Genomic DNA, 10,754 nt, shown 5'->3' with positions numbered 1-10,754 from the left:
CGTTCCGTTGGCGTCAAACAGCACGAAAATGCCCCCGAAGCTATCTGCTTCGAGGGCACCGTGCCTGGTCAGGCGATGTGGCCAGGGCCGGGGTCGAACCGGCGACCTTCCGCTTTTCAGGCGGACGCTCGTACCAACTGAGCTACCTGGCCGTACTGCACCGTCTCTTGCGAGACGAGCGATCCCGACGGGACTTGAACCCGCGACCTCCACCTTGACAGGGTGGCGAGCTAACCAACTGCTCCACGGGACCTTGTAGTGGCGAACCACCAAGGTCTTGCGGCACTGCACTTTACTACGGTACTGCGTGCCCCCAACGGGATTCGAACCCGTGCTACCGCCTTGAAAGGGCGGCGTCCTGGGCCACTAGACGATGAGGGCTTGCGGCCTGTCCCGCTGTTTCCAGCGTTCGGGGACGTCGAGAAGCATATGGGATGCGGGGCGGATCGCCAAAACGGGTTTGGGCCGGGTGGGGGTCGGGGCCCAAGCGCGGGGTCAGGACCAGCCGAGTTCGTCCAGCTCGTGGTCGTCGAAGCCGAAGTGGTGGGCGACCTCGTGGATGACGGTGGTGCGGACCTCCTCGACCACCTGCTCGCGGGTCTCGCAGTGGCGCAGGGTGGGGCCGCGGTAGATCAGGATGCGGTCGGGCAGGACCCCGGCGTACCACTCGCCGCGCTCGGTCAGCGGGGTGCCCTCGTAGAGGCCGAGGAGTTCGGGGTCGTCAGGGTCGGGTTCGTCCTCGACGAAGACCGCGACGTTGTCCATCATGGCGGCGAGCTGCGGGGGAATCTGGTCCAGGGCGTCGCTGACCAGTGTTTCGAACTCTTCCCGGGTCATCTCCACCGGATCATTGTCGGGCCTCGGGTGACGGTGTGCCAGACAGCGGACGCCGGTGTTTGATGGGGCCGTGACGACTTCGGAGGACGCGTTGGACGACGCCGCGGAGGGCCCGGTGCGGACCGGGTCGCCGGCTGCGGCGGCGGTGCGGAGCCGGCCGCCGGTGCTGCGCGGGCAGGGGCCGGCCGTGGCGGTGGTCGCGGCGGGCGGCGCGATCGGGGCGGTGGCCCGGTACGCGGCCGGGCTGGGCTGGGAGACCGGGCCGACGGCGTTCCCGTGGACGACGCTGCTGATCAACGTGGTCGGCTGCGCGGTGATCGGGGTGTTCCTGGTGGCGATCACCGAGGGGCGTCCGGCGCATCCGCTGCTGCGGCCGTTCTTCGGCACCGGGGTGCTGGGCGGGTTCACCACCTTCTCGACCTACTCGGTGGACGTCCGCCGGCTGCTGGAGGCGGGGCGGCTGGGGCCCGGGCTGGCGTACCTGGGGCTGACCCTGCTGGGCGCGCTCGGCGCGGTGTGGGCGGCGGCGGTGCTGACCCGGCGTCTGATCCACCGCCCGGTCCGCGACGGGGGTGCCCGGTGAGCCGGCTGAGCGGGCCGGCGCTGCGGCTGACCGTGCTGGTGGGCGAGAGCGACATGTGGCACCACCGCCCGGTGTACAGCGAGCTCGTGCACCGGGCGCGGGCGGCTGGGCTGGCCGGGGCGAGCGTGTTCCGGGGCATCGAGGGGTTCGGCGCCTCGTCGCTGGTGCACACGGCGCGGCTGCTGTCGCTGAGTGAGGACCTGCCGGTGGCGGTGGTGATCGTGGACGAGGAGGAGCGGGTGCGGGCGTTCCTGCCGCAGCTGGAGGAGCTGGTGGCCGAGGGGCTGGTGGTGCTGGACCACTGCGAGGTCGTCCGGTACACGGGCCGTGCGGCCGAGCGCGGCGCGGGCGGGGGAGCGCGGTGAACTGGCTGCTGGTGGTGGCGGGCGCCGTGGTCGGCGCGCCGCTGCGGTACCTGAGCGACCGGGCGGTGCAGTCCCGGCACGACTCGGTGTTCCCGTGGGGCACCTTCACGGTGAACGTGTTCGGCTGCCTGGTGCTCGGCCTGCTGACCGGGGCGGTAGCGGCCGGCGCGGCCTCCTCGCACGTCCAACTGCTGGTCGGGACGGGCTTCTGCGGGGCGCTGACCACCTTCTCGACCTTCTCGTACGAGACGCTGCGACTGGCCGGGTCCGGCGCCGTGCGGTACGCGGTGGCGAACGTGGTCGGCAGCCTGGCGGCCGGCCTGGCCGCGGTCTACGCGGGGGCGGAGCTGGCCTCGGCGCTCTGGGGCTGAGCGGGCCCGGCCGGGAGCCGCCCGAGAACTGCCGTGCAGCCCGTGTCCCGCCGCGCCCGGCGCGCGTTGGGCACCGGAAGCGGCCGCGCGCCAGTGGGCGGCCCGGGTGGGGCGGTGGAGAGGGAGCTCGGTGGCTTCGGTACGGGCGGTGCGGGCGGTTCGGGCGCGGGTGGCCGCGCCGGTGCGGGAGACGGCGCTGCGGGAGACGGCGGTGCGGCGGTCGCGCGCGGTACGGGCGGCGGCGGTGCTGGCGGTGGCCGGGCTGGGGCTGACCGGCTGCATGTCGGTCGGTCCGGCGGCGGAGGAGAAGCACGGCGGGGTGGCCCCGGTCGGGCAGGCCGGTCCGGCGGGCAAGCCGGGGGCGACGGTCGGCCCCTCGGCCTCGCCGGGCGCCGGGCACCCGGGGGGCGTTGCGGGGCACCCGGAGCGCCCGGGGGGCTTGCAGGCAGAGAACGCGCCCGCCGGGGCCACGGCCGCCGTGGCGGGTGAGGTCGCGCCGGGCGCGAACGGCGTGGTCGCCGGCGTGGTCCCGGTACCGGGGGCGGGTGCTCCCGAGAGCGCGCCGGGCGGCGGCGGTTCGACGAGTGGTGGGCCGAGCCCCGCGCCGCACCCGGGCGGCACCCCGGCCGGCACCGGAGGCACCGCGGGCCCCGGCGGCACGGGCGGGACGGGCGGCACCGGCGAGGGCCGCTCCGGCGGCGGTTCGGCCGGGACCCCGTCGGCCACCCCGAGCGGCCGCCCGTCCAGCTCCCCCGAGCCGGAGCACACCACGCCCGCCGCGACCGTCCCGCCGGCCCCGGAACCCTCCTCGGGAAGCTCCGGTTCCGCGGCCCCGAGTCCGCATGCGGGTACGCATTAGCAAGCTGGCCAGGGCGTTTGCTTCCGATCCCGAGGGTGCTCTATGGTGGTAGATCGTTCGTTTGATCCATTTGACTGGCGCCCTATTCCCATCTGGCGCCCTTGGCGCGTTCCGGCGATCCGTGGCTGACCGCATAGAGGCGGTTGTGAAACAGAACCCGGACTTTGGCGCGTGCCACTTCCGGAAGGTTTTGCATGTCTCTCGTTGACGACGCCCGCTTCGCCATGCCCGCGAACGAGGCCGCCGCCGATGTCACCGACGCCACCGACAACACCGACAACACCGAACTGATCGCCGAGGCCGCGGAGATGGCCGAGGAGATCGCCGCCGACACCGCCGAGGAGAGCGCGGAGGCCGCCGAGCCCACCATCACCTTCGGTGACCTGGGCCTGCCGGACGACGTCGTCCGGGCCCTCGCCAAGCGCGGTGTCACCACCCCGTTCCCGATCCAGGCCGCGACCATCCCGGACGCCCTGGCCGGCAAGGACGTGCTGGGCCGCGGCCGTACCGGCTCCGGCAAGACCCTGAGCTTCGGCCTGCCGCTGCTGACCCGCCTGGCCGACGGCGAGCGCACCCGCGCCAAGCACCCGCGCGGTCTGATCCTGGTCCCGACCCGTGAGCTGGCCATGCAGGTCGCCGACGCCCTGGAGCCCTTCGGCTCGGTGCTCGGCCTGCGCCTCAAGGTGGTCTGCGGCGGCACCTCGATGTCGAACCAGATCTACGCGCTGGAGCGCGGCGTCGACGTCCTGGTCGCCACCCCGGGCCGCCTGCGCGACCTGATCAACCGTGGCTCGGCCAAGCTCGACGACGTCCAGGTCACCGTCCTCGACGAGGCCGACCAGATGGCCGACATGGGCTTCCTGCCCGAGGTCACCGAGATCCTCGACCAGGTGCCGGCCGGCGGCCAGCGCCTGCTGTTCTCCGCCACCCTGGAGAACGAGATCGACACCCTGGTGAAGCGCTACCTGAACAGCCCGGTCACCCACGAGGTCGACCCGTCGGCCGGCGCCGTCACCACCATGACCCACCACATCCTCGTGGTGAAGCCCAAGGACAAGGCGCCGATCACCAACGCGATCGCCGCCCGCAAGGGCCGCACGATCATCTTCGTCCGCACCCAGATGGGCGCCGACCGCGTCGCCGAGCAGCTGATCGAGGCCGGCGTGAAGGCCGACGCGCTGCACGGCGGCATGACCCAGGGCGCCCGCACCCGCGTCCTCGGCGACTTCAAGGACGGCTACGTCAACGTCGTCGTCGCCACCGACGTCGCCGCCCGCGGCATCCACGTCGACGGCATCGACCTGGTCCTCAACGTGGACCCGGCCGGCGACCACAAGGACTACCTGCACCGCTCCGGCCGCACCGCGCGGGCCGGCCGCTCCGGCACCGTCGTCACCCTGGTGCTGCCGCACCAGCGTCGGGGCGTCTTCCGCCTGATGGAGGACGCGGGCGTCGACGCCAGCCGCCACATCCTGGACCACGCCTTCGACGCCGAGGTCGCCCGGATCACCGGCGCCCGCTCGCTCACCGAGGTGCAGGCCGAGAGCGCCGCGAACATCGCCGGTGCCGCCGAGCGCGAGCTCGCCGACATGACCCGCCAGCTGGAGCGGGCCCAGCGCCGCGCCACCGAGCTGCGCGAGGAGGCCGACCGCCTGGCCGCCCGTGCGGCGCGCGAGCGGGCCGAGCTGGGCATCGAGGACGAGGCCCCGGCCGCCGAGGAGGCGGGCGAGCAGGCCGCGACCGAGGCCCCGGCCGCCGCCGAGGCCCCCGCGGCCGCGCCGCAGACGGAGGAGCGCGCTCCGTCGTACCGTGAGGCGCGCACCGAGCGTCCGGCCTTCGCGCGTGACCGCGACCGGGACCGTGACCGCGACCGGGACCGTGACGACCGCCGTTCGGGCGGCTTCAACCGGGACCGTGACGACCGTCGTTCCGGTGGCTTCGGTGGCGGCCGTGACCGCGACGAGCGCCGCTCGGGCGGCTTCGACCGTGACGAGCGCCGCTCCGGCGGCTTCAACCGGGACCGTGACGACCGTCGTTCCGGTGGCTTCGGCGGTGGCCGTGACCGCGATGACCGCCGCTCCGGTGGCTTCGACCGTGACGAGCGCCGCTCCGGCGGCTTCAACCGCGACCGCGGTGGCTTCGGTGGCGGCCGTGACCGTGACGAGCGCCGCTCGGGCGGCTTCGACCGTGACGACCGTCGTTCGGGCGGCTTCAACCGGGACCGTGACGACCGCGGCGGCCGCTCCTTCGGTGACCGTCCGGCCCGCTCCTTCGGCGACCGCCCGTCCTTCGGCGACCGCCCGTCCTTCGGCGACCGCCCGTCCTTCGGCCGGGACCGTGACGAGCGCGGCGGCAGCAGCCGTCCGTTCTCGCGCCGCGACGACCACCGCTCCGGCGGCCGTCCGCAGGCCGACCGCGGTGGCTTCAACCGGGACCGTGGCGGCTTCGACCGCGACCGCGGTGGCTTCGGCGGCCGCGACGACCGCAAGCCGCGCTGGAAGAACTGACGTCGTACGGCCGGTGGTTGACCGCCGGCCGCACTGACTGACCGGCCACACGAAGGGCCCGCTCCGTCCCCCGGAGCGGGCCCTTCGTGTTCCCCCGATACCCCCCGACACCTCCGTGTGCACGCCCCCCGAGGTGTTGTTCTGGAAGTGAGAATAACCTGTGGCGCGGCACGGCGGTAGTCCCGTAGCGTCACGGACATGAGCAGCAGACTGCATGACGTGGCTCGGGTGAACGAGGAGATCGCCGAGCGGGCGAGCTACCGGACGGCCGACGGCGAACTCGTGCCGGTGGGGGAGCAGTTGACGGCGGCGAAGGCGGGCACCGTGTCGTACGCGCCGCAGGCGCTGGACGAGTTGCTGGCTTCCGGGGAGCCGGGGCCGGGCCCGGCCGCCGGGCGGATCGAGGTGACGGCCGAGGGGAGCATCGAGGCCGCCCGGCGGCTGGTCGCGGCCGGTGCCGGGCCGGTCGGGGTGCTGAACTTCGCCTCCGCGCGCAACCCCGGCGGCGGCTACCTGCGCGGCGCCCGCGCCCAGGAGGAGGACCTGTGCCGCAGCGCGCTGCTGTACTCCTGCCTGCTGGAGGCGCCCGACTACTACGAGGCGCACCGGGCCTCGACCGACCTGCGGTACAGCCACCGGGTGATCGTCTCGCCGGACGTCCCGGTGATCCGGGACGGGCGCGGGGCCCTGCTGGCCCGGCCGTACCCGGTCACCTTCCTGACCTCGCCCGCGCCCAACGCCGGTCAGCTGGAACGGCGCTCGCCCGGTACGGACGTCCGCGGGGTGCTCGCCGAGCGGGCCGTCCGGGTACTCGCGGCGGCGGCCCGGCACGAGGTCCGCGCCCTGGTGCTCGGCGCCTGGGGCTGCGGGGTGTTCCGCAACGACCCGGCCGAGGTCGCCGAGGCCTTCGAGGGTGCGCTGGCCCGGTACGGGGCCGCCTTCGAGCGGGTGGTGTTCGCGGTCTGGGACCGCTCACCGGTCTCGGCGAACCGGGCGGCCTTCGAGGCCCGGTTCGGTGCGGCGGTCCGGTAGGCGCGGGCCGACTACCGCTTGCGGGCGGCCAGCACCGTCGCGGCCGTGGAGGCGGCCGCGACCACACCGGTGACCGCGAAGACGGACGGCCAGGCGCCGATCCGCTTCGCCAGCGGATGCGAGCCGCCGAAGGCCGCCACGTACAGGCCGGTCAGCGCCGCCGCAGTGGCCGTGCCCGCGCTCCGGCGCCACTGCGCGGCCGCCCCGGCACCCGCCACCGCCAGCACCGCGCCGCCCAGTTCGCGCCGGCCGCTCCAGCGGGCGACGCCGTAACCGCCGACCAGACCGCTCGCCGCGGTCAGTGCCGCGGGCGCGGCGGCCGGGAGCACGTTCGGGACCTTCGCCATCGTCGACTCCACTCGTCACTCGTCACTCGTAACGGCCGCGGCCGGAGGGGCGGCTCGGTTTCCGACCCTAACCCGGCGAACGCGGCGGCCGGCCGGGGCCTCCTACCCGAAGGCCCCCACCACCGACATCCCCGGCACCATCCGGGCCAGCAGCCGCGCCGCCTCCGCCGGGTCGAGCACCCGCTCCAGCCGCAGGTCGCCCGGGATCTCCTGGATGAGCCGCCCGGCCGACCAGGTGCGCTCGTACGGCAGCGGCTCCAGCACCAGGGTGCGCACCCCGTCCAGCACCGGGATGTCGTCGGGCGTCCCCTCGTTCCAGAGCCAGGAGCCGTCCGGCGCGACCAGGTTGAAGGCGCCGGTCGCGATCAGCCGGCGGCCGTCCAGGAACTCGGTCCGGGCCAGCGCCACCACCTCAGGGTCCTGCGGGGCTCCGGGCAGGTGGCCGCCGCCGATCAGCAGGTCGGCGAGCAGGGTGTGCAGCTGGAAGGTGTCGCTCAGGCCGCTCATCCGCAGCAGGTAGCCGGTGCCGGTGGGGCGGTCGAGCACCAGCAGCGGCTCGTCGTCGAGCACCTGCGCCAGGTGGGCCAGGCCCTTGAGGTCGTGCTGCCCGCCCTCGTACCGGCCCGCCAGCTCCAGCAGCACGGCCGTGACGCCCGAGGCGCGGGCCTCGGCCCGGACCGACGCGTGCGCGTAGACCGCCCAGGCGGCCTGCTGCCACAGGTGCAGCGTCCACCAGGCGGCCACGGCCAGGTGAGCGTTCCACTCGTCGAGGTGAGCCGGGTCCTCGATCCGGGCGTGGGCCTCGGCCGGATCGCCCTCCTCCCAGTCGGGCAGCGGGCCGCCACCCGTCTGCGCCCAGCGCTCGACGAGCCGCTGCGCGCCGGTCAGCGCCCCGCGCAGGCCGGCCAGCACCGGGCCGGAGCAGGCCACCGGGTCGGCGCCGTACTCCACGCAGGCGCCCGTGATCATGGCCAGGTGGGCCCGGGGGAACGGCGGGGCGTCCGGCAGCAGCGCGGCCAGCCGGGGTCCGGCCGCCCGCCGTTCGGCCGGCTCGGCGGGGCCGAACAGTCCGCCGACCAGGCCCAGGGCCGGGCCGAAGCGCTCGTCGTCCCCGGCCGCGACCACCGCCTCCAACTCGGCCACCGCGTCGAGGAGGGTGGGCTGCTGACGCTGTGGCGGAAGCTGACCATGGGTCTGTTCGGGGATCGGCCCGGGGATCTGCTGCGGGTTCCGCTCGGGGTTCTGCTCGGTGGACATCCGCCGCAGCATAGGCGGCGGAGTCCGTCCGTCGGAAACGCCCCCGGGCTCCGGTTCGGTGACGGGATACTCGCGCGGTGACCGCGTCCCCTGTTTCCCCTGAATCTCCTGATGCTTCTGATGCTTCTGATGCCCGGGATCCCGAGGAGTTCTCGGAGCCCGCTCTGAAGGTGGCGCCGCTGGAACTCTTCCTGGACCTCGTCTTCGTCTTCACCATCACCCAGCTCACCGGCAGCCTGGTCCACCACCTCACCCTCGGCGGCTTCGCCCAGGTGCTGGTGATGCTGGGGCTGATCTGGTGGATGTACGACGCCTTCATCTGGCTGACCAACGCGCTGCCACCGCGCACCCACGGGCGGGGCGGGCTGCTGATGCTGGCGATGGGCGCCTTCCTGGTGATCTCGCTGTCCGTCCCGCACGCCTTCGAGGGCGGCGGTGCCGCCTTCGGCTGGGCGTACCTGGTGGTGGTCGCCCTGCACACCGGGATGTTCATCGTCGCCGAGGTGACACCTGCCGCGGTGCTGCGGATGGGCGCGTCCAACCTGGTCGTCGGCGCCCTGGTGGTGACCGGCGGATACCTCACCGGGACGCTCCAACTCGTTTTCTGGACAGCGGCGTTCGCGATGCAGTTCGTCACCCCGCGGGTGGCCCGACTGCTCGAGTTCCGGCTACGCGCGGACCACTTCGTGGAACGGCACGGACTGATCATGATCATCGCCTTCGGCGAGTCGGTGATCGCCGTCGGCGTCGGCGCCGGGACGACCGAGCTCGGGCCCGCGCTGATCGCGGTCGCGCTGCTCAGCCTGACCGTCTGCGTCGGCCTCTGGTGGGCGTACTTCGGATACGACGACGACGCGCACGCCGAGCACCGCATGGCCGCGCTGCCCTCCGCCGAGCGCAACCGGACCGCGGTCACCGTCTACTACCTCGGCCACTTCGGGCTGCTGCTCGGCGTGCTGCTGTTCGCCGCCGGGGTGAAGTCGGCGGTCGCCCACCCCGACGCGGCGATCACCCTCCCGCAGGCCCTCGCGCTGGCCGGGGGCATCGCGCTGTACCTGGTGGTGAACACCGCCGTGCGCCGCTTCTTCGGCCTGCGCCCCCACCTGCCCCGGCTGATCGGCGCCGCCGCGGTCCTGGCGACCGTCCCGCTGGGCACCGCGGTCTCGGCGCTGGACCAGGTGGGCGCCGTGGTGGCGGTGCTGGCCGCTGTATTCGGGTACGAGTCCGCCTGTCGGCGCCCGGTGGGAGACTTCGGACATGACTGACCGAGCGAGTGACCGAGCGACTGACCGAGCGACTGACCGAGCGACTGACAGCGCGAGTGACGGCGCGGCCGACCTCGCGATCACCGACGGCCGCTACCGGATCCGCAACGTCGGCAGCGGCCTGCTGCTGGAGGTCGCCGGAGGCTCCCGGCGCAGCGGCGCCCGCGTCCGCGTGGGCGCGGAGGACGGCTCCGACGCCCAGCTCTGGCAGCTCACCGCCGTGCACCCGGGCGGCGCGCTGTTCCACATCGAGAGCGCCGCCGGCGGCAAGCGCCTGGACGTCACCGGCGCCTCCCCGGACGACGGCGTCCCGATCCAGCTGTGGTCCGCCAACGCCTTCGGCGCCCAGGAGTGGCTGCTGGAGGCCCACGTCGACGCGCCGGGGACGTACACCGTCACCAGCTTCATCAGCGGCAAGCCGCTGACCGCCCCGGCGGAGCCGGACGCGGGCGTCCAGCAGTGGGAGGACGTCGACGCACCGACCCAGTGGTGGCGCTTCGAGCGCTGGTAATCGGTAGTCGGTGGGGCCCTCTGCGGTCAGACCGAGAGGTTGGCGCGCAGGGCGTCCAGCTCGGCCTCGGTGACGCCGTGGGCGTGGAGGTAGGCCGGGACGGTGCCGTGGTGGGTGCGGATCCAGCCGAGGGAGGAGGCGATGAGCTCGGCGCTGACCGGGCGGGAGACCCGCTCGGAGCCGGTCTCGTCGACGTACGGGACGGGGCCCTGGTCCAGGCCGAGGCCGAGGTTGGACAGCAGGAAGTCGGCGGCGATGTCGGCGTCGGAGGCGCCCAGCAGGGACTGCAGGACGGCGATGGTGAGCCCGGTGCGGTCCTTGCCGACCGCGCAGTGCACGAGCACCGGCAGCGCCGCCGGGTCGGTCAGGTGCCGGATGAGCGCGGCGAGCGAGGGGCCGGCGGTCTCCGGCATGAAGATGTAGAGGTCGGCCTGGTCCTCGGGCCAGGGCCGGTCCACGTCCTCGCGCTTGGCGGGCAGGGTCGGCAGGTTGAGGGTCTCGTGGTCGAGGCCGTGCCACTGGTCCGGCCAGACCTCCAGCTCGACCGGGCTGCGCAGGTCGATCACCGTGCGCAGGCCGAGGTCCTTGAGCTTCCGGGCGCCCTCCTCGGTGAGCGTGTGGAAGGACCCGGAGCGGTACAGCACGCCCGGGCGGAGGGCGCCGATCCCGCCCGCGTCACGGAAGTTGCGCACACCGGGGATGTCGATGAAGGCGTCGGTCATGGCCTCCACCGTACGGGCGAGGACGGATCGGCGGAAGGAAACCGGAGGGGACCGTCCGCTGAAGCCCCGCCCCCTGGAAACCGCCGAACCGCCGAGTC

12 protein-coding genes and 3 tRNA genes are annotated in these 10,754 nt (G+C 74.0%); 8 read left to right on the top strand and 7 right to left on the bottom strand.

Going from position 1 to position 10,754, the window contains the following annotated elements:
- Nucleotides 1–78: 78 nt before the first annotated feature.
- The 4 genes from ACZ3UD_RS04755 to ACZ3UD_RS04740 form a co-directional block, all read right to left on the bottom strand.
- Nucleotides 79–152, bottom strand: a tRNA-Phe gene (locus ACZ3UD_RS04755).
- Between the two features lie 27 nt (nucleotides 153–179).
- A tRNA-Asp gene (locus ACZ3UD_RS04750) sits at nucleotides 180–253 on the bottom strand.
- A 55-nt stretch (nucleotides 254–308) separates the two neighbouring features.
- Nucleotides 309–381, bottom strand: a tRNA-Glu gene (locus ACZ3UD_RS04745).
- Between the two features lie 114 nt (nucleotides 382–495).
- Complete coding sequence (locus ACZ3UD_RS04740; RefSeq protein ID WP_380609050.1) at nucleotides 496–837, bottom strand: metallopeptidase family protein; 342 nt, start codon at nucleotides 835–837, stop codon at nucleotides 496–498.
- Between the two features lie 70 nt (nucleotides 838–907).
- Between ACZ3UD_RS04740 and crcB (ACZ3UD_RS04735) the strand changes: the two genes are divergently transcribed.
- The 6 genes from crcB (ACZ3UD_RS04735) to ACZ3UD_RS04710 all read left to right on the top strand — a co-directional run bounded on the left by crcB (ACZ3UD_RS04735) (nucleotide 908) and on the right by ACZ3UD_RS04710 (nucleotide 6,554).
- Complete coding sequence (crcB, locus tag ACZ3UD_RS04735; RefSeq protein ID WP_465582204.1) at nucleotides 908–1,420, top strand: fluoride efflux transporter CrcB; 513 nt, start codon at nucleotides 908–910, stop codon at nucleotides 1,418–1,420.
- Nucleotides 1,417–1,785, top strand: a complete 369-nt coding sequence (locus ACZ3UD_RS04730) for a DUF190 domain-containing protein (protein WP_465582201.1) — start codon at nucleotides 1,417–1,419, stop codon at nucleotides 1,783–1,785. Before crcB (ACZ3UD_RS04735) ends, ACZ3UD_RS04730 begins: the two co-directional genes overlap by 4 nt.
- On the top strand, nucleotides 1,782–2,156 hold the full coding sequence (gene crcB, locus ACZ3UD_RS04725; RefSeq protein WP_465582198.1) for a fluoride efflux transporter CrcB: 375 nt from the start codon (nucleotides 1,782–1,784) through the stop codon (nucleotides 2,154–2,156). Before ACZ3UD_RS04730 ends, crcB (ACZ3UD_RS04725) begins: the two co-directional genes overlap by 4 nt.
- A 130-nt stretch (nucleotides 2,157–2,286) precedes the next feature.
- The gene (locus tag ACZ3UD_RS04720) at nucleotides 2,287–3,015 is read left to right on the top strand and encodes a hypothetical protein (RefSeq protein ID WP_465582195.1); all 729 of its coding nucleotides are present in this window, start codon (nucleotides 2,287–2,289) and stop codon (nucleotides 3,013–3,015) included.
- A 194-nt stretch (nucleotides 3,016–3,209) separates the two neighbouring features.
- Nucleotides 3,210–5,522 carry a DEAD/DEAH box helicase gene (locus ACZ3UD_RS04715; RefSeq protein WP_465582193.1) on the top strand — a complete coding sequence of 771 codons (2,313 nt, stop codon included), beginning with the start codon at nucleotides 3,210–3,212 and terminating at the stop codon, nucleotides 5,520–5,522.
- Between the two features lie 198 nt (nucleotides 5,523–5,720).
- Nucleotides 5,721–6,554 (top strand): TIGR02452 family protein, encoded by an 834-nt coding sequence (locus ACZ3UD_RS04710; protein WP_465582191.1) that lies wholly within the window; start codon nucleotides 5,721–5,723, stop codon nucleotides 6,552–6,554.
- An 11-nt stretch (nucleotides 6,555–6,565) separates the two neighbouring features.
- Here ACZ3UD_RS04710 and ACZ3UD_RS04705 read toward each other — a convergent pair whose 3' ends face one another.
- Both ACZ3UD_RS04705 and ACZ3UD_RS04700 read right to left on the bottom strand, forming a co-directional pair.
- Nucleotides 6,566–6,901 carry a hypothetical protein gene (locus ACZ3UD_RS04705; RefSeq protein WP_465582189.1) on the bottom strand — a complete coding sequence of 112 codons (336 nt, stop codon included), beginning with the start codon at nucleotides 6,899–6,901 and terminating at the stop codon, nucleotides 6,566–6,568.
- Nucleotides 6,902–7,003: 102 nt separating this feature from the next.
- On the bottom strand, nucleotides 7,004–8,158 hold the full coding sequence (locus ACZ3UD_RS04700; protein ID WP_465582187.1) for a hypothetical protein: 1,155 nt from the start codon (nucleotides 8,156–8,158) through the stop codon (nucleotides 7,004–7,006).
- Nucleotides 8,159–8,328: 170 nt separating this feature from the next.
- Here ACZ3UD_RS04700 and ACZ3UD_RS04695 point away from each other — a divergent pair, with 170 nt between their 5' ends.
- The gene (locus ACZ3UD_RS04695; protein ID WP_465582184.1) at nucleotides 8,329–9,423 is read left to right on the top strand and encodes a low temperature requirement protein A; all 1,095 of its coding nucleotides are present in this window, start codon (nucleotides 8,329–8,331) and stop codon (nucleotides 9,421–9,423) included.
- Complete coding sequence (locus ACZ3UD_RS04690; RefSeq protein ID WP_465582182.1) at nucleotides 9,416–9,934, top strand: RICIN domain-containing protein; 519 nt, start codon at nucleotides 9,416–9,418, stop codon at nucleotides 9,932–9,934. The genes ACZ3UD_RS04695 and ACZ3UD_RS04690 overlap by 8 nt, the downstream gene beginning before the upstream one ends.
- 26 nt (nucleotides 9,935–9,960) lie before the next feature.
- Here ACZ3UD_RS04690 and ACZ3UD_RS04685 read toward each other — a convergent pair whose 3' ends face one another.
- Nucleotides 9,961–10,656 (bottom strand): tyrosine-protein phosphatase, encoded by a 696-nt coding sequence (locus ACZ3UD_RS04685; RefSeq protein WP_465582180.1) that lies wholly within the window; start codon nucleotides 10,654–10,656, stop codon nucleotides 9,961–9,963.
- Nucleotides 10,657–10,754 lie beyond the last annotated feature (98 nt).

The organism is Kitasatospora sp. NPDC023118, assembly GCF_055560875.1.
The sequence above is the reverse complement of the archived record's forward strand: the minus strand, read 5'-3'. Positions and strand labels throughout refer to the sequence as shown.